The sequence below is a fragment of the Staphylococcus petrasii genome, from assembly GCF_002902565.1.
GTDB lineage: Bacteria > Bacillota > Bacilli > Staphylococcales > Staphylococcaceae > Staphylococcus > Staphylococcus petrasii.
Map to the genome: position 1 here is coordinate 1 of NZ_PPRC01000082.1, position 22,972 is coordinate 22,972.

Sequence of the window (22,972 nt, forward strand, 5' to 3'; positions counted from 1 at the left end):
CTTAATATTCAGACAATTTTTTATTTAATAGAGAGTAACAATAATTGTTCATAATTAATTGGTTATAAAAATTTGCTTGTTTTTTTAAACAAAGTAATAAATAATCAAAATATTGTTTTATTAAGTACTTTTTCGTTTACTTCTTAATTTTATTTAGTTATAATTAACTAAATAATATAGCATTAAATTAATTTATCAAAATTTATTTAATCTAAATTATTAAAAGTATTTTAACGACTAAATGACGTTATATATAGATTTAACGGGCGCACTTATTATATAGAGGATATTAATTAGGGAGGTTTCCAATATGGCTATTTCAAAAATAAATGATTGTTTTGAATTATTAGCGATGATTACTTACGCTGATAAATTAAAGAGTATTATTAAAAAAGAATTTTCAATTAGTTTTGAAGAATTCGCAGTTTTAACTTATATCAGTCAAAGCAAAGAAGACGAGTATTATTTGAAAGATATTATTAATCACTTAAACTACAAACAACCACAAGTAGTTAAAGCTGTTAAAAACTTATCTCAAGAAGATTATTTCGATAAAAAACGTAACGAGCATGATGAAAGAACTGTTTTAATTCTTGTAAATGCGACTCAACGTAAAAAAATCGATGACTTATTAAACAAAGTAAACAATCGTATAGAAGAAGCTAACAAAGAAACAGATTTATAATTTCTTGATGGCTTCATAAAGAATTGTCCGCACAGTTTTCGACTATGTGGACTTTTTTTATGCGCAATTTTCTATATTTTTGCGTATTTGATTTCCTTTTCTACATAAAAAATAAACTATACTCAATGATGTCAGATTGGTATAGTTTATTGAAATATTAATAAGTATTAATCATTTTGTTGTGTAATATGTTCTACATTTTTCAAAAATTCTAAATAGATAGTGAGAAATTTATCTGCCTCTTCTACATAAGGCGCATGGCCTGATGATTCAAATAGAACCTTCTCAACGTGTTGGAAGCGCTCTTCTAATTTATAATGTTCTTTATCATCAATGATTGGATCGTATCGACCATTGATAATAAGCGTTGGGACTCTAACAGAACGCGTGAACTCCCTGTTTGTGTTGACTGTATCTAAAAGCGCTCGACTCGCTATTGCGCTATCTTCAGAACATGGTTTACTATATAAGCGTTGGCGTTGAAACCACTTCATTGCTTCTTTCTGTTCTTTATAAATATAAGGAAATAATAATAATAGCGCTTCAGATTTATTAAACCCGGCGATTTCATCTTGGTGCTCAATCATTAATTTCGTAAAACCATGAACGATATCTTCTGCTTTGGAAGAAATGATGGTTAAAGATAAAACTTTATCTTCATGTTTCTCAGTAAATTCTCTGGCAATAATGCCTCCCATATCATGTCCTAAAATATGCGCATGTTGAACATTAAGTTTATTCATTAAAATATATAAATCTTTAACGTGATCCGTTAAATTATATGAATTCGGATGAGAAGATTTGCCATGACCTCTAACATCATAAGTAATCACTTTATATTGATCTTGCAGTTCCTGTTTTAATTTATGAAACGCAGCTGAATTACCATCTAAGCCATGAATTAATATAATGGGAAGACCTTGTCCTTCTTCTTGATAAGCTATCTTCGTTCGGTTTAACGTTTCGATCTTCTTCATATTGGCACCTCCCTTAGTTGTTACTATACCCAATTCAATAAATTTTACGCTATGAATGTAAATACTATTAATTCTTTTTTTATTTAATAATTTTGAAAATAAAATTCAAAAAAACTCAAGTGTTATCATACGTTAATAACACTTGAGTAATAAATAATCTTATTAAATTTTTGTTCTTGAGGACAGTCGCACAGTATAAAATACTACTAATACAACAATAAGTATCCAAATAATTAATGAAGCTATTTGAGCTATTTCCGGTTTTGTCAAAACAGCATCTATTGTTTTTTGGCAAAGTAATAAACCAATGCCAGTGTATTCTATTTTTTTAATAAAGAGTCCAGTTAAGCTAAAAATAATACCGACAAAAAAGACAAATTGATGACTATAAATAGTGATGGGAACAATGCCCCAAGTGAAATTAAATGCACGCATAATGATTAAAATCAAAGCAATCACTGCAATCACATATCCGATTATAATTTCAAATCGATTGCTATAAAGATATTTTTTCCTATCTATTCGAATATTGATAAAAATAGTTATAGGCAGTATCACAATACAATAAAAGATTGAAATCGCTGTTGCTGCTTGGAATGGCACATATTGTTTATCATATAAATAAGAAATTAAGATGAAATTCATAATAAAAAAGATGACTGGATTCAATTGTAACCCAAAGAGGTTACGTTGAATGATTAAAATAATTTGTGCTGGTGATTTACCTCTATATTCCAAATAATCTTGATCTTTTGTTTCAGATTTTTTTAAATCTGTACGCAAATTTTCTTTTATGTCATCAATTAAATTGGGCGCCATACCTTTATGACTAAAATAATCGTTAATATTTTCAAGTAACACTTTATCGTTAGTTCTCATGAGTTACTCCTTTGTTAGACTGCTAGTAATTTTCTTACTGAATAAGAAATAAGATTCAACTTTCTCTATCTCAATCATAATTGAATGATTCAATTAGAAATTTTATCATACATTTGTGCAATTTTCTTGTATATATCAAGTCCATTTAGATGTGACTCCAGGAAATATCGCTTACAAGACGAATACTATTTATATATAAAAAGCGACAATTCCTACATTATTCAATAGAAATTGTCGCTTTACTTTATTACAAATATTTAACTCTTAAGTGTTCCTTATAAATATTTAGAGTGCTTTTTATTATTGAGTAACATCAATACGGTATAATTTTAAGACTTTATCTTTTGGACCGTTCGAACCGAATTGATAGCTTGTATTACCTTTTTGAATGTAACCGAAGTTACCACTTACTTTGTTATATTGAGCGCGTGTAATCGCATTTTGACCAACACTTTGTTTAACTTGATTATAAGTTGGGCCATTTGCTGCGTTATAAGTCATAGAAATTCTTGTTACGTAGCCTTGGTTTTGTTTACCTTTAGCTGTTACTACAATTAAACCTTTAGCAGTACGATATTCGTAATAGCCTTCGTTAGTGTTTGGATTTTTAGAATAGATCGGAGTGCCATATTTATTATTTACATTTTTAATTGATTCACCAAGTGTAATATTCTCTAATGTTTTTTGTCCTTGAGTTAATTGTTGAACTGTTTGAATTGAATTTCCGCTAGCTGCTTCAGCATGGTTAACGCCTACTCCTGTCATTACTAGTCCTGAAACTAAAAATGCTGCTACTAATTTTTTCATAAGCACTCTCTCTCCTTTATCTCATTCTTCTCTTGTGCTTACTCATAGTATACCCCAATTATTACTAAAATAACACCTTTATTACAGATTTATTACAAATTTTTTCAATTTCTGTAACAACTAAATTTTTAGACTATATAAATCATCAAATTTTTTAGCGTTCAGGCATATTTTCCTTAATAAATGGTACGACATCTTCAACAAATTTTTCTTGTTCTTCTTCAAAAGGATATAAACTTGATTCGGTAAATACATCAAAACGTGCATTACCAATTAAGTCTGCAACTTCTTTTGATTCAATCGTAGTCACACGTTCTCCATATTCACTTGCAACAATGAATGTCGGTTTCATTACATGTTCAAATACTTCGCCAATGCCTTCTTGTTTGAAGACATCTTCAACCGCTTCCGTTTCTTCTTTAGTAGAAATTGCATTTGTATCTTCCACATGTTTTAAAAATTTATTAACTTTACGTGGTTTATAATATCTACGTTTTTCTAAGAATTTATCTTGTTTTTCGTCATCCCAGTTACGAATTTTATGTGCATATTTTCTAAATAAGCGCTCTTCTGGTAACTCTCCATCAATTGAAGTTGGTGTCACTAACACTAATGAAGAAACGTAATCTTTGTAACGATTTGCTAAGTCAGCCACAATATTAGCACCCATTTCATGTCCGATAAATGCTGCCTCATCTATATATAAATAATCTAATAATAGAATAATATCATCTGCAAATTCATTAAATTTGATTTGTCTAGGCTTGTCTGAATACCCATGACCTCTTAAATCCAATAATACTACTTGGAATGATTTTGCCAGTTCTTTTGCTACATTTTGAAAAATTGAAGCATTCTCATATGCAGTATGTACTAATACTACCGGGTAGCCTTCTCCCATCGTATTATAATTTAGAGAAAGTCCTCCTCTTCTAGTAAATAAATCCATCTTAGTTATCTCCTTTCTGTGTTATATCAATCGGTAAGATAGATAATAATTCTTCAACTGTTGTAATAATGTAATCTACCTCTTCTTCAAGAGGTTCTAAATCATCATCGTCATGTTTAAACCATACACTTACCATACCCATTGCGCGGGCTGGTGCAACATCATTTAACGCATCATCGCCAACATACATAATTTCTTCTGGTAAAACGTCTAATTGATCAATCATGTCTTCGAAAATACGCGGATGGGGCTTGCGATATCCTACTGTTTCGGAAGTAGATAAATAATTAATCACGTGTCCTATACCTAAAGAGTGTAAGCGAAATTGCTTAATTTTCGATTTCCCGTTTGCGATGACACCTAAAAGATAGTTACTTTCAGATAGCTTTTCCAACGTATAAAGTGTGTCATAGTATGGAAAGACATAACGGTAAAAATGCATTTCGAAATCGTGAAACAAATCTTTCCAAGTTAATCTATCTATGTGAAATTGTTTAATAATCGCCTTGTATAAATCAGGTTTATCGTTGTCTTCATCATCATCTAATTCGATAAATTTCTTTTTAAAATCAGCTAATTGAACATGCACAAAATAATCGTGAAAACGCTCATACTGCTCTTCAATAAATTTGTCTCTAGACTTTGTTCTATCTAATAAAGTACCTTCTAAGTCAAAGACAATCGCTTTTATATGACTTAAGTCCATTCTCATTTTCCCTCTTCACTATAATAGTATTCTTATTTTAGCAAATCGCGTCAGCTAACGTAATAGTTTGGACTGGGAAATTAAAATATAGAATAAAGCTGGTATTCCGATTAAAGCTAAAACAATACTTGCCGGAATTTGTATAGGATTAATAATAATACTCCCTATCCAATCAGCAAATAACATCATTGTCGCCCCAATCAAAATATTAAGAACCATTTGCGCCCCTATGGTATAACGCCAATAGTATCGGCGTATAAGTTGAGGTATAACCATACCTATGAACCCAATTACACCGACATACGCGACAGCAATAGCAGTCATAATTGAAGCCAATGTAAGTACGATAAATGTCACACGCTGAACATTTAACCCAAGAGATTGGCTCTTCAACTCGCCTAGTTGTAGCAACTTAATGGATGGTATCATGCCGAATAATATAGCTACGCTAGGTATCGCCACAGCACAAATATATATCATCTCTTTCGTTTCAGCTACCGCGAAACTTCCAAAGAAATAATTAGCAATTTGATTCATCTGACTAGGTTTAATTAACACTAGTATATATAACAACGCATTAAATAACGCTCCAATCATTAACCCAGTCACAATTAATATTTTAACGGGATAACCTTTAGAAACCATAGTCGCAATGGTTAAAACGATGATTAACGTCAAGATACTAAAGCCTATTGAAAAAATAGGGATCCAAATAAAGGAAAGCCCTAAAAATAGCGCTAAGCCTGAGCCGAATGTCGCGCCACTAGCTAGTCCAAGGGTAAAGCTATCAGCAAGAGGATTATTCAATACAGTTTGAAACATTTGCCCTGCTAACGTTAAAATAGCCCCGGTAATAAGCGCCTCAAGTGTTCTTGGAATTCTCACTTTATAAAGAATGGTTTGATTAAATGAATCATTTAACGATCCTAATTCCCAACATAAACTTAAACTCGTTATGACACATAAACACACAATCCAAATCATAAATGTAACGTAAATTTTCTTTGTCATAATCTCCACTCTGTCATATGTTTAATATATTGCTCATTATAACTAATATTTAAAAAGCGGTGTAGCTCATCAATACATTGAACTACACCACTTCAATACTTTAGTATTCAATATTTAACGTTTATAAATGGCGTCTCTTAACTGTTTTAATCCTTCATCAATACGTGGACCTGGACGAGAAATTTCATCGCCATTTACAGTTTCAACACGTTCATTTTTTATCGCATTAATTTGGCTGAAACCATCGCGTTGCTTAATAATTTTATAATAATCTGCTTTAGAAATACCTTCTGTCGAAATTAAAATATCAGGATTTTTCTTAATGATACTTTCTTTATCTACAGCTTTCCAACCTTTAATATTTGAAAAGCTATTTTCAGCGCCTAACTTTTCAAGCATATCATTAAAGAATGTATCTTTACCGGCTGTATAAATCTCAGGTTTAGAAGATACTTCCATAAAGACACTTTGTTTTTTATTATGTCTTGGAACTGACTTAATCACTTTATCGACATTTCGTTTTGTTTCATCTACTAAGTCATCGGCTTCTTTCTCACGACCAGTGACTTTACCAATTTGTTTAAATGTATCATATGTTTGATCTAATGATTGCGCATCTTTAACGTAAACTACCTTCACACCACTGTTTGCTACACTATCTAGAATTTTTTTAGAAGAACCTTTTTGAGATTCATGGGCAAGAATTAAATCAGGTTTCGCTTTAAGTAACGCTTCTTTATTTAGGTTCATTGAATCAAACTGTTTTTTCCCTTTTTTAACGTCTTTAGGGTAATCATCTACAGTTGAAACCCCTACAATATTTTTTCCTAATCCTAGTTCATACAAAATTTCTGTGTTACTTGGCATTAAGGAAATGATGCGTTTATATGATTTGTCATTTGCCTTATCATCTTTGGAAGATGTCTGTTCGGTTGTTTTATCTGATTGCTGATTTTGTTTATTTCCTTCTTTATGTTGATTGCTTTGACTACATGCTGCTAACACAAGTACTAATGCTAGAAGTATAAACCACACCTTACTATTCTTCATTGAAACATTAAACATTCCCTTCCTATTTCTATGTATATATTTATCATACCAAATTATTTTTCTCATTAAATTAAATTTTTAATATTTTATTGTATATATTTATATTATTGTTTGTTTTACTTAATTTTCCTGAAAAGAAGGCAAAATAAAGACACCGCTAACTTCTTAATGTAGAAATAGTCGGTGTCATTTCAATCAATTATTCACCTTTAGGATTTGGACCGTATTTATTCATACCTGGTCGACTATATGAAGCGCAATATACAACTGCAATAATTAGTAGTATTAATAAAGCAATCGAGATAGCCACAGATATAATACTTACGATGATGAGTCCCACCCCTGTATAGGAGCTGTCCAGAGAATAATCCACATAATCTTCAGTCAACATGCGTATGTTTTGTAACAACATAAAAATAAATAAAATGAGCGGAATAGTCATCGTCCGACCAACGTCATGAAAACGACGCACTGACATCGTGAAGATTCCTATAAAAATCACTAAATCAATAATGTTATAAATCGTATCGAAAAATGTTTCTGCCCCAAAACTCCAAGACAGTAAATCACAAATTAGACTTAAGACAATTAAAATTAGAGTGGTATCCAAAATCGCAAACCAATAATGGCGACGTCTTGTACGTCCATGAATGTTAAAATAATTCTTCCAAAATAATTGAAATGCTTCAACCATCGCTTAATCTCCTTTAAATATGTGTGTTGTTATTTTAATCATTACACATTTTAGAAGTTAAGCAAATAGTTTATTGAAGATACGCTTGAATTGCATCTGCAATAAATTTATTTAGGTTATCATTGCGTCCTTTATTAATATTTTTCGCAAAGCGTTCATCATTTTCATAAGTGAGAGCCATATACTCTAAAAATTGATTATCTGCATTAGGTACTTGTATGCGTAAAATATCTTTTAATTCTTTAATATATTGATAGACCTGTTCGTCATTAGCTTGATGCCCATTGTCTAAGAAAGTATTCATTTCATCGAAGAATTGATTAAATTGATGGCTTATTTCTTTATCAGTGCGTTGTTTATCTGTTTTATTTAATGTATTACGCTGCTCTTTAAATGCTTGGTAATATTTCGTATCACCATATTTCATTTCTGCTTCTTTATCATACTGTTGTTGAATATCATAATCATCAAATTTATCCATATTAATCTCCTCATTTTTATGGTTTTTGAGATGATGGTCTAGATAGTTAATCATTTGATTAAGTTGATCGCGTTTTTGTACAAGCTGACTAACGTTTTCTTCCAAAATTTTATTTTTTTCAGAAATACTTTTATCAAAATAGCTTTGAATGTCCTCAAGTGATAAATTCAGTTGCCTTAAAAATAAAATGGTTTGAAGTTTGGCAATGTCTTGCGTCGAATAATATCGATAACCATTGTCTGTAACAAGACTTGGCAGAAGTAATTTTATTTCATGATAATAATGTAAAGTGCGTGTGCTGACATCTGTAATTTGGCTAATTTCTTTAGGGGTAAAATAATCTTTCTTCTTCATTTGTTGTTATACCACCTTAACGTTTAATTCTTTATGATTAAATTATAGTCATCATCTACAAAGGAGTATGCGCTATGACGTAACGTTAAGGTCAACCTTTTTCTATAAAATATTTATCTAAAAAGGTATAGCGTTCTTCTCCTTTTCCATTAAAATAATTTTTCCCAAAATTATCCAATAACGCATGGAATTCATTCGCATCTTGATTTGTAAAATGAGAAGGCAAGGTAATTTGCTTTTTAAATTTATCGTAACTTTCTGTATGGGTATAGCCTAACTTACTATACAAACGTCTTGTGTAACTATCAGGGATAAACTCGACACCTTCAAAGACATAGACGAGTAAAACATCAGCAGTTTCGCTACCAATCCCACGAATTTTTAGTAATTCTTTTCTTAAGTTATCGCCATAATATTGAGCAATTTTTTCATAATCAAAATTAAATTGATTTAACCACTGAAATAAAGCGTGAATGGCTTTTCCTTTATTTTTATAAAATCCGCTAGATCGGATGACTTCTTGTAATTCTTCTAATGGGAGATCCAGAATCTTTTGAGGTTCAAATTGCGTTTCCTCTCTTAATCTTAATAATGCCATATCTGCATTCTTCCAATTCGTATTCTGTACAAGAATTGCCCCAAGCATCATTTCCTCCGGTGTTTCTGCTGGCCACCAACCTTGTGGGCCCATGTGCTTCAATAGTTCGTTATAAAGTGTTTCTGTACTAAGCATCTCTATTTCCACTCCATTCATCACATAACAACACCCTCACAAATCGAAATTTATGAGGGTATAACAAAAATATTTAAAATAATTTGATTATATAATTACATAGATTCTGGTGCAGATACACCTACTAATGCTAGAGCATTGTGGAATGTAATTTTAACAGCTTCTACTAATGCCACGTGTGCTTTTGTTTTTTCTGCATCATCTGTTAATACTTTTTCAGCATTATAGAATTTGTGAAATGCAGAAGCTAAATCTTGAATATAATTTGTTAAACGATGTGGTGCGCGACTTTCTGCTGCACTTTCAATTGTTGGTTCAAATTCAGCAACTTTCTTCAATAAGTCAATTGCTTTTTCATTAGTGATTGTTGAAAAGTCTGCGTCAGTTGTTACTTCGACACCTTGTTCTTTCGCTTGTTTCAAGATTGAACAGATACGTGCATGCGCATATTGTGCATAATAAATAGGGTTATCTTGTGATTGTTCTTTCGCAAGTTCTAAATCAAAGTCGAAGTGTGAATCTGGGCTACGCATTGTTAAGAAGTAACGTGCGGCATCAATACCTACTTCATCCATGATTTCACGTAATGTAATCGCATTACCAGTACGCTTACTCATTTTCACTTCTTCACCGTTTTGCATTAAACGTACCATTTGCATAATTTGGATTTCAAGACGATCACTATCTACGCCAAATGTTTCAAGACTTGCTTTAAGGCGATTGATATAACCATGATGATCGGCACCCATTAAGTCGATTAAGATGTCATTGCCACGATTGATTTTATTATAGTGATAAGCAGTATCTGGTGTGAAGTAAGTGTAATTACCATCTTTTTTGATTAATACACGGTCTTTATCATCTTTAAAGTCTGACGTACGTAGCCAAGTCGCACCGTCTGCTTCATATGTGTAACCTAATTGGTTCATTTTGTCTAAAGTTTCTTTAATCGCACCATTTTCATATAAAGATGTTTCACTGAACCAGTTATCGAAATGTACATTGAAATCTGCTAAGTCTTTTTTCAATTTATCCATTTCATAATCGACACCTAATTGTCTGAACGTTTTTAGACGTTCATCATCAGAGTAGTCTTTCATTTCAGGATGTTTATCTGCTAAATCTTTACCGATTTCAATAATATCTTTACCGTTATAGCCATCAGCTGGCATTTCGTGGTTAGTATCTCCAAGCGCTTTAAAGAAACGAGTTTCAATTGAACGTGCTAAGTTAGTAATTTGATTACCAGCGTCATTAATATAGTACTCACGAGTTACATCATAACCAGCAGCAATTAAAATATTTGCTAAAGAATCACCTACAGCCGCATTTCGAGCATGGCCAATGTGTAAATCACCTGTTGGGTTAGCTGAAACATATTCTAATAAGATTTTTTTATTTTTTGGTTCTTCAGAATAACCAAATTTATCGCCTTTATTAATTGCCTCTGGAATTACTGCAGTTAAATATTGATTATCTAAGTAGAAGTTAATAAACCCAGGACCTGCAATGTCTACTTTTTTAACATTGGCTTTACTTGTATCCAAATTATCAACGATCGCTTGAGCAATCTCACGCGGATTACGTTTAGCAATTTTAGTTAATACCATCGCGATATTAGTTGAATAGTCTCCATTTTTAGTATCTTTTGGAATTTCAATTTTAATTTCAGGAATATCTTCAGCAAGTTCAGCTTTTTTAATACTTGTTTCAATCTCTTGTACTAACGTTTGTTTTACTTGTTCAATAATATTCATTAGCCTATCTCCTTATAATTAATTTCATATTGATATGAGCCCATTTTTTCATCATTTTGATGTAACTCGTATTGAATTTTTAACTTTCCACCATTGTCATTAACGAAGTGAAGTATACTACGTGTTTTCACTGTTAATGGAATACGCCCAGCTGGAATGTCATAAAGTGTTGTTGTTTCTTGACCTTCGATAAAGTGGAGATTCATATTAATATCACCTTTGCGTATTAATTTTACACCACTTTCTTCAATCTTAATCGTCACATTAACAACCGCTTCTTCAATTTGTTCTTGATAACGAATGTAGTCAGCATTCTTTTTCTGCCAAGATCCTTGTGCTGCAAACTCAAATTTTTGCTTCTCACCATTTTGTTTTAAGACTTGTTTCGTTTGAATGTTTATATTCTTATCCAACGTTAGACTCACCTTAACTTCTAAATAATACAAATTATTATAGCATAGATTGAGTAGTGCTTGTAGTTGATAGATATAGGTTATTAAGGCATTTTAAAGAAATTTAAATATGTCTTTTTTTACAGCGTAAATTCGGAAAGACAACTGACTTAATAATGATAAATAGGCGACTATAGTCACGCCTAAAAATCCCCTCACTACTGCAATAGTGAGGGGATTGGTGTATTCATACTAGAATTCTTGTTAATTAAATTATAACACTGCTCAGTAGTGAAATGGAAAAAGTTACTTTTAATAGAGTGTATTTTTACAATATTAACTAATGTGGTGTTCTAACTCATTATTTACGTTTAGCTAAGTCTGCTTTAGACTCAATTTCTACAATATCATAATTATACTTTTCCAAAAGTATTGTATATTTCCAGAAATAAATGATGCCGAAAGTCAATGTTGTAACAAATAGTAAGAATTTATACATTTGTGTGTCCTCTTATTTCATATTTTAGTTAATTTAACTACTTTAATTATACCATTAAACTGGAAAATAATTTTTATATCATCGATTAATTTACTATAGAGCAAAATAAAAACACTTGCTTTCTCGTGTAAACGTAGAAAACAAGCATTTTAAACTAATATTAATTAACTTCACAAGCCGTGCCATCTTTGTCACGATCTAAACTATCGTCATAAGCTGGACTTCCTTTAGCAACACCATTTGGGTACACCTGTCTTAAGGCAGTACAATTTGCGAAACTAGTAGTGCTAGCAGATTCACTGGCATTTGCCACACTTTCTTCTTGAGTAGATTGAGGTTCATTACTATTTACTTCAGTTGAACTATCTTGTAAATTAGTATCTTTATTCTCTTCTTTAGTTAGTGGCTCTTTATAATAAGAATCATTGTCCTTTTCATTATTTTGAGAATTGTCATTCTCCTCGTTCTGCTCATTATCGTTTTCTTCAGCACTTTCTTGCGTTGCAGTTTCTTGACTGCTAACCTCTTTTAAATTGTCTTCTGAAGTCTCGTCTTCAACTGTATCTTCTTCAGTACTTTTTTCTTGAGTTCTTTTTTCAGAAGTAATTTTATCTTCATTATGAGTATCATCTTTTGGTGTAACAAATATAGCGTTACATCCACCTATTAACATAATTAATAATATTAAAACTCCAAAACAACCTAAACACCCACAACAACCTCGAGAACCGTTATTATCCATTTTTTATTCTCCCTTTAAAATAATATTATGTATAAATTAATTGTAAAATACATTATAATTAGTTTCAATTTTAATTTTACAAACGAAAAATTTAAAAAATGGATAAAAAGTATAGCTTTAACAAATAAAAATTAGCTCGTAAGAATATGTTTTTTAATCAAGTCTTACGAGCTACCACAATGTGAGTGAGAACTAATTATTTATATCTTCATTTAAAATTTAATTACCATGCGTCCGGTAATTGTTCCTTCTTCCATTTCCTCAAAAATGTCATTAATTTCTTCTAATTCACGAGTTTGAACTTTTGGTACAACTTTTCCTTCTGCAGCAAATTGGAAAGCTTCTTTCAAATCTTGTCGTGTACCCACTAATGAGCCAATGACTTCAATGCCATCTAGCACTAAACGTGGAATTTCTAAATCCATTTTTTCAACTGGTAAACCAACCGCTACGACACGCGCCCCTGCCTTAACAACATCTACTGCTTGGTTAAATGGTGTTTTAGCAACTGAAGTCACCACTGTAGCATCTAACCCTTTATTATCTGTTGCTTTATTGACTTCTTCAACGGCATCTTGATTAAGTGTATTGATTACTACATCTGCCCCTAATTCTTTAGCGAAATTTAATTTATCATCGTTGATATCAAATGCTACCACTTTAGCGTTAAACACATTCTTCGCGTATTGAAGCGCTAAGTTACCTAAACCACCCACGCCAAAGATACCAATCCATTGACCTGGTCTAATATTACTTACTTTCACCGCTTTATAAGTTGTGACGCCAGCACATGTAATAGATGAAGCTGCTGCTGGATCTAAATCTTCAGGAACTTTGACTGCATAATCCGCTGTAACAATTACTTGCTCAGCCATTGCCCCATCGACTGTATAACCAGCATTTTTCACGTCACGACATAGCGTTTCACGTCCTGTCGTACAATATTCGCAATGCCCGCAGCTTTCGAACATCCAAGCGATGGATACACGGTCACCTACTTTAAGTGACTCTACATCTTCTGCGACTTCAACTACTCGTCCAATACCTTCATGACCTAACACGCGTCCTGTAACATCACCAAAATCTGCATTTTTAACATGTAAATCTGTATGACACACGCCACAATATTCTGTCTGAACTAAAGCTTCACCAGGTTCTAATTGACGTAATTCTTTGTTCTCAACACTTACTTTATGATCTTGAGTTACTACTGCTGCTTTCATGGTAAACCACTCCTTGTTCAATAATTAAGATATTTTCAATGTGATTATATAATGAAAGTACGCTTACAAATTTGTAGATATTTCATCTTTATATTGTCTAAATTAGTAATTTTTATTTTGAAAATTAAGGCAAAAAATTCCATCATTTATTTTCAAAAATAATTTCCTAAGAAATATACATCTACTTACGGTTTAAGAAAAATAAATATTTAATATGATATAATTTAAAATGTAAGAAATATAGTTGTATTTACTAAAATACACCATAATAAAGGGAGGGATTAGCTGTGAAGACACACGTTTTATATGGTAAGTCTGAAATAGCAGTTAATGTACCTGATGATAGTACAGTCATTGAACCACAAAATATTGATGCGCTAGAAGATTATACTTCAGCGATTCAAGATGTTTTAAGACATCCTACTGGTACTAAACCATTGAAAGAATTAGTTAAGAGTGACGATATTGTTTCTATTGTAATTAGTGACATTACACGTCCAACACCTAACCATATATTAGTACCTTTACTTATCGAAGAGTTAAACCATGTACCACGTGAAAATTTCGTTATTATTAATGGCACTGGCACACATCGTGATCAAACACGTGATGAACTTATTCAAATGTTAGGTGAAGACATCGTTGATAGCGTAAAAATTGTTCATAATCATTGCGATGAAAAAGAAAGTCTAGTTAAAGTTGGACACAGTAAATATGGTTGTGACGCTTATTTAAATAAAGATTATGTAGAATCTGATTTTAAAATTGTCACTGGCTTTATTGAACCTCATTTCTTTGCAGGCTTTTCAGGAGGCCCTAAAGGCATTATGCCTGGTATCGCAGGACTTGAAACAATCAAAACTTTCCATAATGCGAAAATGATTGGCGACCCTCGATCTACATGGGGTAACTTAGAAGATAATCCTGTACAAGATATGGCTCGCGAAGTGAACAGAATGTGTAAACCTGACTTTATGCTTAACGTAGCTTTAAACAAAGATAAAAAAATCACTGCTGCCTTTGGTGGTGAAGTGTTTGAAGCGCATAAAGAAGGCTGTGCTTATGTTAAAGAACACGCCATGTTTAAATGTGATGACCGCTTTGATATCGTTATTGCTTCAAATTCTGGTTATCCTTTAGACCAAAACTTATACCAAACTGTTAAAGGTATGAGCGCAGCTAGTAAAGTTGTTAAGGAAAATGGAACAATTATCATGGTATCTGAATGTGCAGATGGCTTCCCAGACCATGGTAAATTCGCTGAAATATTTAAAATGGCGGATACGCCACAAGGTATCTTAGATCTTATCCATGATCCTAACTTTTCAGAAGTGGACCAATGGCAAGTTCAAAAACAAGCAAGCATTCAAACATTCGCAAATGTCTACGTTTATTCACAACTGACAGACCAACAATTAAAAGATTCAATGTTGAATCCAACTTCAAACATCGAACAAACCATTGCAGAATTAGAAGAACAAGCAGGACGTAAACTAAGTATCGGCGTTATGCCACAAGGACCATTAACAATTCCATACGTAGAAGAATAATTAGGCGTGTTGTTATATTAATCAAAAATAACAAGACGGATAGAAAGCCCTTGGCAATCGAGAAAATGCAATGTGTAATGAAGGGAATTTACTAGACGTAAATGAGCAATTTACGCATAAATTGCCGAAGAGTGAAAGGGCTTGTCTATTGTCTTGAATAATTGGAAGGAATGATAAACATGACTGAATTAAACAATAAAGAATTAAAATTAGACACATTATTAAAAGATATGAAAAGCGTTGTAATCGCCTTTTCAGGTGGTGTAGACAGTAGTCTAGTTCTTAAAAAAGCAATTGATGTATTAGGCACTGAAAACGTTAAACCAGTTGTTGTGAAATCTGAACTTTTCAGAAACGAAGAATTTAACCAAGCGATTGAGTTAGGTCGTGAGCTAGGCGTTGAAGTGATGGAAGCTGAAATGGCTGAATTAGAAGACGAAAACATCGTGAAGAATACGCCTGAAAGCTGGTATTACAGTAAACGTTTAATGTATGGCAAACTAGATGAAATTAAAGAACAATTAGGCTTTAATTACGTATTAGATGGCATGATTATGGACGATTTAGAAGATTTCCGTCCAGGTTTAAAAGCACGTGAAGAATTTGGCGTTCGTAGTGTCTTACAAGAAGCAAGCTTATATAAAACTGAAGTGCGTGAATTAAGCCAACAACTTGGTTTACCAGTATGGAATAAACCTGCATTATGTAGCTTAGCTTCACGTATCCCTTACGGCGAAGAGTTAAGCTTCACTAAAGTAAACAAAGTAAATGAAGCTGAAAAATATATCTTAAGCTTAGGCGTAAATAACGTACGTGTACGTTATCACCACAACATTGCACGTATTGAAGTAGCAGAAGATGATTTAATGACAGTGATTAACAACAATTCAAATATCACATTACGCTTAAAAGAACTTGGTTTCGACTATGTTACTGTAGATTTAGAAGGTTACAGAACAGGTAGCATGAACGAAGTGATAGATACAGATACAACTAAACTAGTATAAGGAAGTATACACATGAGTAAAGATTCTAACTTTATTAAAGACTTGCTCGAAAGTGTAAAATCAAATCAAATATCTATTGATGAAGCTAAAGCCCAACTCAGTCATTATGACGAATTGGGCTTTGCTAAAATTGATTTACATAGAGCAAAGCGCCAAGGCTTTCCTGAAGTCATCTTCGGTCAAGGGAAGACAAAAGAACAAATTAACCAGATTATTACAAGTTTACTTCACCATGAAACTACTATACTTGCTACACGTGTAAACGAAGCTAAAGCATCCCATGTTTTAGAACATCATCCTGAATTAGAATATCACCCTGAAGCGCAAATCATATGTACACCGATTGATACCATCAAAAAATCAAATCACTATATCTCAGTATTATGTGCTGGTACATCTGACTTTCCTATTGCTGAAGAAGCTGCTATTACTGCTGAAGTCATGGGGATACAAGTGAAACGTTTTTATGATGTGGGTGTTTCTGGTATTCATCGTTTATTTGAACAAATCCAAGAAATTCGTCGCGGTAAAGTTTCTGTGGTGATAGCCGGAATGGAAGGCGCACTCGCAAGTGTAGTTGGTGGATTAGTTGACCATCCAGTTTATGCAGTCCCTACAAGTATAGGTTATGGCGCCAATTTAAATGGTGTCACTACCCTATTATCAATGGTTAATTCATGCGCCCCAGGTACTAGTGTTCTTAATATAGATAATGGATTTGGCGCTGGCTATAACGCTGCAATGATTATTAATATGTTAGAAAATAACTAGAATGGAGTTATAAACATGAGTAATGCATTATATTTAGACTGTCATGCAGGTATTGCTGGGGATATGTTACTGTCTGCTTTAGTAGATTTAGGAGCTAATCCTCAAGCTATTGAAGATGAACTAAAAACATTACCTATCGATGATTTTAAGCTTCATTTTGAAAAGAAAATTAAACAAGGCATTCATGCTATGACTTTAAAAATTGAATTCCACGAACATCATCACCATCGCAAAGCTGCTGATATCTTTAAAATGATTGATGAAAGTAACTTAGCAAATCGCGTTAAAGAACGTAGTAAAGCGATATTTGAAACAATTGGCTATGCAGAAGCTAAAATACATGGCATGACAATTGAAGACGTTCATTTCCATGAAGTAGGCGCAATGGATTCTATTATAGATATTATCGGTGGCTGTATCGCATTGGAACAATTAGGTATCGATACATTATACTGCTCACCTATTCCTACGGGTAATGGCAAAATTAATATCGCTCATGGCATTTATCCAATACCTGCTCCAGCAACGGCTGAAATCTTAAAAGGTATTCCGTTAGCTGAATTCGATGTAGCAAGTGAATTAACAACACCAACAGGTGCTTCATTCGCTAAAAGCTTAGTGACTCAATTTGGACCATTTCCAGCTGCGACTATGAAAGAAATTGGATATGGCGCAGGAAATAAAGATTTCGACTTTCCAAATGTACTACGTGTTATTCAATTTGAAGATGCATCGCAACATACCAATGATCAAGTACAAGTCATTGAATGCCAAATTGATGATATGACTCCTGAAATGCTAGGTCACTTTATGGATACCGCCTTGCACGAAGGCGTATTAGATGTATACTACACACCTATTACAATGAAAAAGAACCGTCCTGCTGTTCAACTCACTATTATTTGTAAAACTAGCGATAAACAACACATTGAAGACTTAGTGCTAACACATACTTCTTCTCTAGGCGTACGTAGCTATTCAGTTAATCGCCAAATTTTGAGTAGAACATTTCGTAAAGTGAATACGTCATATGGAGAAATTACGATTAAATTTTCTTTAAAAGAAGGAAAAATATTAAAAATGAAACCTGAATTTGAAGATTTGAAACTAGCAAGTAAACACGCTAACCTACCACTACAAAGCGTATATAACGAGATTATGAAGACCGTTTATAACCAATTTAGCATTGAAGATACATTAGAAGAATAGAATTCGATGCAGTCTGGCTAACAAGCGACAATAAATACTATAAGTCTCCCCACCATTGCTCTATCAATGATGGGGAGTTTTAATATGATTTATCTACTCAAATGCTTTAAATAATTCATCACTTGAATTATTCCACATTTCTTCGTTATGTGAGTGTAAAAAGTCTTTGAGTACTTTTTTATTATCCTCACCGATTTGATCGATGATAAATTTATGTTTCATAGATTTATCCATCATGTTTACGTGTTCAGGCATACTTTTATATCCTCTACGGATACTTTTGTTAACAAGTAAATAACAAGCAGTAACGCCAGCATAATATGGACCATTTTCGCCACGTTCAGTAGTTACCCAACAAAGCCAATATTCCTTAGCTTCGTCACCTTCAACTTCTTCTTTCTCATTAATCCATTTTACGCCTTTTTCAACTTGAGCACGTGCATGCATGCCGCCAATATCTATAAATGCTTCTTTATTTGCTACATCTATAAACACAGGTGCAATATTATCTAAACTAATTGAGCCGATATTTGTACCTTTATGACCATCTAGAGGATCATTCTTAATAATATTAAATTTAAAACCTTTGTTCTCAGACACGTGTTACACCTCCAACAAACTTAAATTCCATAGCATATCATACGTGTTATATAAAAAAGTTTCAATTTCCTAATTTAGTTCGTTCAATAAATTGATAATTGAGCCTTTAACTTGTGGGTCTTCAATATTAAGTATCATTTCTTTAGGATAATACAGCTTATAATCTTCTCGGTTAATACCTGTAATACTTGAAATGACTAGAGATTGACTACTGATTTCCTTAATACTGCCATTTCGTCTTAATAAATGAATTGGCTTACGGTTAGAACCCGGACGGTCATAATCATATGGTAAATCAGAAAAAGCTTCACTAACAAAGTAATAATTCGGGTCTATGCCACCTTCAATAAATAATTCTTGTAGTTCAGTAATTGTAATAATTGAACCATCAAATGGAATATATTTAAATAAATCACGATTGATAAATCGTCGTGCTAAATCACTAAGGATGGCGTCTTCTTCGTCAATCCACTTTTTCAAATAATATAAAACTACAACTTCATCCAGTTCAACATATTGTTCAATCGTAATATTTCCTTCAAAGAAAGGTACAAAATCTTCTGGATACATCTTGAAATGATAACCCTCTTGATACAAGTGTTTCACTCGTTTCAAGCAATTATTTAAAAGCACCTCTCCCCCTCGACTAACCGGGTGGAAATAAATTTGCCAATACATTTGATAGCGACTCATAATGAAGTTCTCTACCGCATGCATCCCACTTTCTTTGATAAGCACTTCTTTTTTAGAAGGTCTCATTAAACGTAAAATACGTTCCATATCGAATGTGCCATAAGACACGCCTGTGAAATAGGCATCGCGTTGCAAATAGTCCATGCGGTCAGCATCAATTTGTGAAGAAATCATAGAAATGACCAATTTATTCTCATGTGTCTTATTAATGACATCAGCCACATCTTGTGGAAATGTCTCAGATACACGACTTAAAACTTCATTAACTTCAGTACCACCAGTAATAATTGCTTGCGTAAATGCTTCATGGTCTGTGTTAAATATCTTTTCAAAACTATGAGAAAAAGGACCATGCCCTAAATCATGTAATAAAGCTGCACATAAAGCTAGCGGTCTATCCTCATTATTCCAAGCTTCACGTCCTACAAATGACTCATCAATCATACGACGCACAATCTCATAAACACCTAAAGAATGACCAAAACGACTATGTTCCGCAGTATGAAAAGAAAGATAAAGGGTGCCTAATTGCTTAATGCGACGTAAACGTTGAAATTCTTTTGTCTTAATTAAATCCCAAATAAGCTGATCTTTAACATGAATATATTTATGAATCGGATCTTTAAATACTTTCTCTTCAGCTAATTTCTGTTCAACATAAGGTGTTTGCGTCAATGTCATCCTTCCTTTCATAAGAACATGCGCTTTTCTTTATAAATTTTTCTTCATTAAGGCTAAGTCTAATTGTTCACCGTACATTTCTGGTTGATAAGAACGTACAATTGCAAAACCATGATTTTGATAATATTTAATTGCACCTTCGTTCTTATTATCAACTTCAAGGTAAACAACATCATATTTATCTTGGAAATGTTCTAAACCTTTCTCAAGTAAACTTATACCATAGCCTTTGTGCTGAGATTCTGGATGAACGTAGTGTGCTGATAAATATAATTCTTTACCATAAATAAAATTAGCAAATCCTACGATTTCCTCTTCTTCTTCAGCTACTAAGAAAAGTTGTTCTTCTAAACGTTTTTTCAAATGTGTTTCATTATACGAAGCAGCAAGTAACTCGTTAATTGTTGATGCAGCATAAATGTTTAAATAAGTGTTATACCATGCTTTAGTAGCAACATCTCTGATAGCTACAACGTCATTTGCTGTCGCTTCTCTGACTTTAAACATACTTGATTCTCCTGACTTTACAATGGAATTAATAATCGAATTATATCATAGTCTGTAGTTAAACGCTTATTATGTAAGTGAACCTCAGACTTATAACTAAATATGAAATTACCTTTCTTTCACTTAGCCTAATGTCTCATTCCACTCTTTAGCTCTTCCTAAGGCGAAGGTATCTTTCATAATATCTCCTGGTCTTTCAGCCGTACCAATGATATAACCATTTAACTCGGCTCCTATAAAGTCCAACGTGTATTTCATTTGAGTAATACAAGGTTTAGCTTTAACTTTAGGACAGTCTCCCCCTACTAAAATTAGACGAAAATCTATTTTAGCCATCTTTTCCTTAAAGTCTTTATAGTTAGGATCAATGAGTGTTTCAGACCAGTGATCAATAAATGCCTTTAATGAAGCAGAAACACTATACCAATAAACAGGTGATGCGAAAATAACTGTATCACTCTCTAAAACTTTATCGATAATTTCTTTATAATCATCAGGATACGTTTCAATATCTTCATTCTCATGACGTAAATCGCGAACCGGATTTAATTGATATTGCGTTAAATCGATCCAATTATAATCTAAACCTTCTAAAGCATATTTCGTAATTTGTGCCGTATTACCTTCTGGACGACTTCCCCCAAATAAGACAGTTATCATCTAACATTCCTCACTTTCTTATAAACCCATGAACTTATTAATTAAATTCCTACAACATATATAAATTAATATAATTATTTTTAAACAAAATACTAAACTTCATTTATTTTACTATAAAAATAACAATAATTCGCTTCAAAAAATTGTAAATTCAAAAAATAACTAAAGTAAGTTTAAATTAACTTAATATAAAGTAAATAATTCTACAATGGTTTTGTACCCTGTTACTGCATTTTTATGTAATAAATTAATAAAATATTTAATCAGTCCTTAAAATTATCTATATTTAAAAGCTCCTACACCTTTATAAACGGGGCAGGAGCTTAAATTACTTTAAATCATTTAAATTTTTTCACCATTTTTATTCAATAGGGAAGAGTTCATCAATTTTTTTGATTTCCTCGTCAGTTAACTGCACATTCGCCGCTTCAATATTTTCCACAACTTGTTCAGCACGTTTCGCACCAGGAATTACAACATCTAGAGCTGGACGTGTTAAGTAAAACGCTAATACCACATTAGCAATTGAAGTATTATGTGCTTCAGCAATACTATTCAATTCTTTGACGCGACGTACATTATCTTTAAACACTTCTGGTTGGAAATCACGACGTCCCGCGCGATGATCATCAAATGTTTGGTTTTCTTCATATTTACCAGCCAAGATACCAGACGCTAATGGGAAATATGGCACAAATGTAATGTTATTTTCCGCTGCATATTTCATCACTTCTTCATTTTCACGATGCAATAAATTGTATTCTAATTGCACAACATCAACGTAGCCTTCTTTATTCGCTTCTTTAAGTTGATCTAATGTGAAGTTAGAAACGCCAATCGCTTTAATTTTACCTTCTTCTTTTAATTCATGTAATGCAGCGACAGCTTTATCTTTAGGCGTATCTTCATCTGGAAAATGAATATAGTATAAATCAATATAATCGACTTGAAGACGTTTTAAACTATTCTCAACTTGTTGTTTTAAATATTCAGGATCGTTGTTTTGAACAACCTCATCATTTTCTTTAATAACGTGAGAACCTTTAGTCGCAATTTGAACTTTCTCACGAGGATATTCTTGAACCACTTGTCCAACCAATTCTTCAGAACGTTCAGGTCCATAAATATATGCCGTATCTAACAAAGTAATGCCATTATCAATCGCTTTACGTACAACTTCCTTACCTTGTTCTTCATCTAAATTCGGATATAAATTGTGTCCACCTACCGCATTCGTACCTAATGCGATTGGAAATACACGTACATCTGATTTACCTAATTGTACTAAGTCTGCCATTCAATATCGCTCCTTTATCTTCAATTATCTACTAATAGTTTACCCCAATACCCATGAT

Annotated in this window: 25 protein-coding genes; 5 read left to right on the forward strand and 20 right to left on the reverse strand. The window is 32.6% G+C overall.

Features of this window, described 5'->3' with window-relative positions; translation table 11 throughout:
- The first annotated feature begins 310 nt into the window (after positions 1 to 310).
- A complete protein-coding gene (gene sarA, locus CD127_RS10450; protein ID WP_103297334.1) occupies positions 311 to 685 on the forward strand; it encodes a global transcriptional regulator SarA in 375 nt (124 codons plus the stop codon).
- A 167-nt stretch (positions 686 to 852) separates the two neighbouring features.
- On the opposite strand, the gene CD127_RS10455 is transcribed toward sarA, so the two are convergent.
- The 15 genes from CD127_RS10455 to adhP all read right to left on the reverse strand — a co-directional run bounded on the left by CD127_RS10455 (position 853) and on the right by adhP (position 13,939).
- Positions 853 to 1,662 (reverse strand): alpha/beta fold hydrolase, encoded by an 810-nt coding sequence (locus CD127_RS10455; RefSeq protein ID WP_103366669.1) that lies wholly within the window; start codon positions 1,660 to 1,662, stop codon positions 853 to 855.
- 162 nt (positions 1,663 to 1,824) lie between these two features.
- The gene (locus CD127_RS10460; RefSeq protein ID WP_103297332.1) at positions 1,825 to 2,541 is read right to left on the reverse strand and encodes a hypothetical protein; all 717 of its coding nucleotides are present in this window, start codon (positions 2,539 to 2,541) and stop codon (positions 1,825 to 1,827) included.
- Between the two features lie 300 nt (positions 2,542 to 2,841).
- Positions 2,842 to 3,348, reverse strand: a complete 507-nt coding sequence (locus CD127_RS10465) for an SA0570 family protein (RefSeq protein ID WP_103366670.1) — start codon at positions 3,346 to 3,348, stop codon at positions 2,842 to 2,844.
- 154 nt (positions 3,349 to 3,502) lie between these two features.
- A complete protein-coding gene (locus tag CD127_RS10470) occupies positions 3,503 to 4,297 on the reverse strand; it encodes an alpha/beta fold hydrolase (RefSeq protein WP_103366671.1) in 795 nt (264 codons plus the stop codon).
- A gap of 1 nt (position 4,298) precedes the next feature.
- Positions 4,299 to 5,003 carry an HAD family hydrolase gene (locus CD127_RS10475; RefSeq protein WP_103297329.1) on the reverse strand — a complete coding sequence of 235 codons (705 nt, stop codon included), beginning with the start codon at positions 5,001 to 5,003 and terminating at the stop codon, positions 4,299 to 4,301.
- 54 nt (positions 5,004 to 5,057) lie between these two features.
- Complete coding sequence (locus CD127_RS10480) at positions 5,058 to 6,014, reverse strand: FecCD family ABC transporter permease (protein WP_103366672.1); 957 nt, start codon at positions 6,012 to 6,014, stop codon at positions 5,058 to 5,060.
- A 114-nt stretch (positions 6,015 to 6,128) separates the two neighbouring features.
- On the reverse strand, positions 6,129 to 7,064 hold the full coding sequence (locus tag CD127_RS10485) for an ABC transporter substrate-binding protein (protein WP_103366703.1): 936 nt from the start codon (positions 7,062 to 7,064) through the stop codon (positions 6,129 to 6,131).
- Positions 7,065 to 7,263: 199 nt separating this feature from the next.
- Positions 7,264 to 7,758: a DUF805 domain-containing protein gene (locus CD127_RS10490; RefSeq protein WP_103366673.1), complete on the reverse strand. Its 495-nt coding sequence runs from the start codon at positions 7,756 to 7,758 to the stop codon at positions 7,264 to 7,266.
- A gap of 70 nt (positions 7,759 to 7,828) precedes the next feature.
- The gene (locus CD127_RS10495) at positions 7,829 to 8,593 is read right to left on the reverse strand and encodes a MerR family transcriptional regulator (protein WP_103366674.1); all 765 of its coding nucleotides are present in this window, start codon (positions 8,591 to 8,593) and stop codon (positions 7,829 to 7,831) included.
- 91 nt (positions 8,594 to 8,684) lie between these two features.
- The gene (locus CD127_RS10500) at positions 8,685 to 9,326 is read right to left on the reverse strand and encodes an endonuclease III domain-containing protein (RefSeq protein ID WP_103366704.1); all 642 of its coding nucleotides are present in this window, start codon (positions 9,324 to 9,326) and stop codon (positions 8,685 to 8,687) included.
- A gap of 95 nt (positions 9,327 to 9,421) precedes the next feature.
- Positions 9,422 to 11,083: an arginine--tRNA ligase gene (gene argS / locus CD127_RS10505; RefSeq protein ID WP_103366675.1), complete on the reverse strand. Its 1,662-nt coding sequence runs from the start codon at positions 11,081 to 11,083 to the stop codon at positions 9,422 to 9,424.
- Complete coding sequence (locus tag CD127_RS10510; protein WP_167409910.1) at positions 11,083 to 11,496, reverse strand: YwiB family protein; 414 nt, start codon at positions 11,494 to 11,496, stop codon at positions 11,083 to 11,085. The genes argS and CD127_RS10510 overlap by 1 nt, the downstream gene beginning before the upstream one ends.
- A gap of 340 nt (positions 11,497 to 11,836) precedes the next feature.
- Entirely contained in the window at positions 11,837 to 11,974 is a 138-nt protein-coding gene (locus tag CD127_RS12700; RefSeq protein ID WP_167409911.1) for a hypothetical protein, read from the reverse strand.
- Positions 11,975 to 12,134: 160 nt separating this feature from the next.
- The gene (locus tag CD127_RS10515; RefSeq protein ID WP_103366676.1) at positions 12,135 to 12,716 is read right to left on the reverse strand and encodes an excalibur calcium-binding domain-containing protein; all 582 of its coding nucleotides are present in this window, start codon (positions 12,714 to 12,716) and stop codon (positions 12,135 to 12,137) included.
- Between the two features lie 212 nt (positions 12,717 to 12,928).
- Positions 12,929 to 13,939 carry an alcohol dehydrogenase AdhP gene (adhP, locus tag CD127_RS10520; RefSeq protein ID WP_103366677.1) on the reverse strand — a complete coding sequence of 337 codons (1,011 nt, stop codon included), beginning with the start codon at positions 13,937 to 13,939 and terminating at the stop codon, positions 12,929 to 12,931.
- Positions 13,940 to 14,226: 287 nt separating this feature from the next.
- Here adhP and larA point away from each other — a divergent pair, with 287 nt between their 5' ends.
- From larA to larC, 4 genes are all read left to right on the forward strand, one after another.
- The gene (larA, locus tag CD127_RS10525; RefSeq protein ID WP_103366678.1) at positions 14,227 to 15,489 is read left to right on the forward strand and encodes a nickel-dependent lactate racemase; all 1,263 of its coding nucleotides are present in this window, start codon (positions 14,227 to 14,229) and stop codon (positions 15,487 to 15,489) included.
- A gap of 179 nt (positions 15,490 to 15,668) precedes the next feature.
- Positions 15,669 to 16,496 carry an ATP-dependent sacrificial sulfur transferase LarE gene (larE, locus tag CD127_RS10530; RefSeq protein WP_167409912.1) on the forward strand — a complete coding sequence of 276 codons (828 nt, stop codon included), beginning with the start codon at positions 15,669 to 15,671 and terminating at the stop codon, positions 16,494 to 16,496.
- Positions 16,497 to 16,508: 12 nt separating this feature from the next.
- Positions 16,509 to 17,267, forward strand: coding sequence for a nickel pincer cofactor biosynthesis protein LarB (larB, locus tag CD127_RS10535; protein ID WP_103366679.1), 759 nt, complete (start codon positions 16,509 to 16,511; stop codon positions 17,265 to 17,267).
- Between the two features lie 15 nt (positions 17,268 to 17,282).
- Positions 17,283 to 18,476: a nickel pincer cofactor biosynthesis protein LarC gene (larC, locus tag CD127_RS10540; RefSeq protein ID WP_103366680.1), complete on the forward strand. Its 1,194-nt coding sequence runs from the start codon at positions 17,283 to 17,285 to the stop codon at positions 18,474 to 18,476.
- Positions 18,477 to 18,569: 93 nt separating this feature from the next.
- Here the strand turns inward: larC and CD127_RS10545 are convergent, their stop codons facing one another.
- The 5 genes from CD127_RS10545 to CD127_RS10565 all read right to left on the reverse strand — a co-directional run bounded on the left by CD127_RS10545 (position 18,570) and on the right by CD127_RS10565 (position 22,914).
- Complete coding sequence (locus CD127_RS10545) at positions 18,570 to 19,076, reverse strand: YwhD family protein (protein WP_103366681.1); 507 nt, start codon at positions 19,074 to 19,076, stop codon at positions 18,570 to 18,572.
- Between the two features lie 69 nt (positions 19,077 to 19,145).
- Positions 19,146 to 20,450 (reverse strand): HD domain-containing protein, encoded by a 1,305-nt coding sequence (locus CD127_RS10550; protein ID WP_174694743.1) that lies wholly within the window; start codon positions 20,448 to 20,450, stop codon positions 19,146 to 19,148.
- 30 nt (positions 20,451 to 20,480) lie between these two features.
- Entirely contained in the window at positions 20,481 to 20,957 is a 477-nt protein-coding gene (locus CD127_RS10555; RefSeq protein WP_103366683.1) for a GNAT family N-acetyltransferase, read from the reverse strand.
- Between the two features lie 123 nt (positions 20,958 to 21,080).
- Complete coding sequence (locus tag CD127_RS10560; RefSeq protein WP_103297314.1) at positions 21,081 to 21,617, reverse strand: flavodoxin family protein; 537 nt, start codon at positions 21,615 to 21,617, stop codon at positions 21,081 to 21,083.
- 361 nt (positions 21,618 to 21,978) lie between these two features.
- The gene (locus tag CD127_RS10565; RefSeq protein WP_103366684.1) at positions 21,979 to 22,914 is read right to left on the reverse strand and encodes an aldo/keto reductase; all 936 of its coding nucleotides are present in this window, start codon (positions 22,912 to 22,914) and stop codon (positions 21,979 to 21,981) included.
- Positions 22,915 to 22,972: the final 58 nt, after the last annotated feature.

Bases quoted from the DNA above. Each gene is read 5' to 3' on its own strand.
- sarA (WP_103297334.1), top strand. From the start codon at position 311: ATGGCTATTTCAAAAATAAATGATTGTTTTGAATTATTAGCGATGATT.
- CD127_RS10560 (WP_103297314.1), bottom strand. From the start codon at position 21,617: ATGATAACTGTCTTATTTGGGGGAAGTCGTCCAGAAGGTAATACGGCA.
- CD127_RS10555 (WP_103366683.1), bottom strand. From the start codon at position 20,957: ATGTTTAAAGTCAGAGAAGCGACAGCAAATGACGTTGTAGCTATCAGA.
- CD127_RS10465 (WP_103366670.1), bottom strand. From the start codon at position 3,348: ATGAAAAAATTAGTAGCAGCATTTTTAGTTTCAGGACTAGTAATGACA.
- CD127_RS10460 (WP_103297332.1), bottom strand. From the start codon at position 2,541: ATGAGAACTAACGATAAAGTGTTACTTGAAAATATTAACGATTATTTT.
- larC (WP_103366680.1), top strand. From the start codon at position 17,283: ATGAGTAATGCATTATATTTAGACTGTCATGCAGGTATTGCTGGGGAT.
- CD127_RS10475 (WP_103297329.1), bottom strand. From the start codon at position 5,003: ATGGACTTAAGTCATATAAAAGCGATTGTCTTTGACTTAGAAGGTACT.
- CD127_RS10565 (WP_103366684.1), bottom strand. From the start codon at position 22,914: ATGGCAGACTTAGTACAATTAGGTAAATCAGATGTACGTGTATTTCCA.
- CD127_RS10470 (WP_103366671.1), bottom strand. From the start codon at position 4,297: ATGGATTTATTTACTAGAAGAGGAGGACTTTCTCTAAATTATAATACG.
- CD127_RS12700 (WP_167409911.1), bottom strand. From the start codon at position 11,974: ATGTATAAATTCTTACTATTTGTTACAACATTGACTTTCGGCATCATT.
- CD127_RS10515 (WP_103366676.1), bottom strand. From the start codon at position 12,716: ATGGATAATAACGGTTCTCGAGGTTGTTGTGGGTGTTTAGGTTGTTTT.
- CD127_RS10485 (WP_103366703.1), bottom strand. From the start codon at position 7,064: ATGAAGAATAGTAAGGTGTGGTTTATACTTCTAGCATTAGTACTTGTG.
- CD127_RS10500 (WP_103366704.1), bottom strand. From the start codon at position 9,326: ATGCTTAGTACAGAAACACTTTATAACGAACTATTGAAGCACATGGGC.
- larB (WP_103366679.1), top strand. From the start codon at position 16,509: ATGAGTAAAGATTCTAACTTTATTAAAGACTTGCTCGAAAGTGTAAAA.
- CD127_RS10490 (WP_103366673.1), bottom strand. From the start codon at position 7,758: ATGGTTGAAGCATTTCAATTATTTTGGAAGAATTATTTTAACATTCAT.
- argS (WP_103366675.1), bottom strand. From the start codon at position 11,083: ATGAATATTATTGAACAAGTAAAACAAACGTTAGTACAAGAGATTGAA.
- adhP (WP_103366677.1), bottom strand. From the start codon at position 13,939: ATGAAAGCAGCAGTAGTAACTCAAGATCATAAAGTAAGTGTTGAGAAC.
- CD127_RS10455 (WP_103366669.1), bottom strand. From the start codon at position 1,662: ATGAAGAAGATCGAAACGTTAAACCGAACGAAGATAGCTTATCAAGAA.
- CD127_RS10495 (WP_103366674.1), bottom strand. From the start codon at position 8,593: ATGAAGAAGAAAGATTATTTTACCCCTAAAGAAATTAGCCAAATTACA.
- CD127_RS10480 (WP_103366672.1), bottom strand. From the start codon at position 6,014: ATGACAAAGAAAATTTACGTTACATTTATGATTTGGATTGTGTGTTTA.
- CD127_RS10550 (WP_174694743.1), bottom strand. From the start codon at position 20,450: ATGACATTGACGCAAACACCTTATGTTGAACAGAAATTAGCTGAAGAG.
- larE (WP_167409912.1), top strand. From the start codon at position 15,669: ATGACTGAATTAAACAATAAAGAATTAAAATTAGACACATTATTAAAA.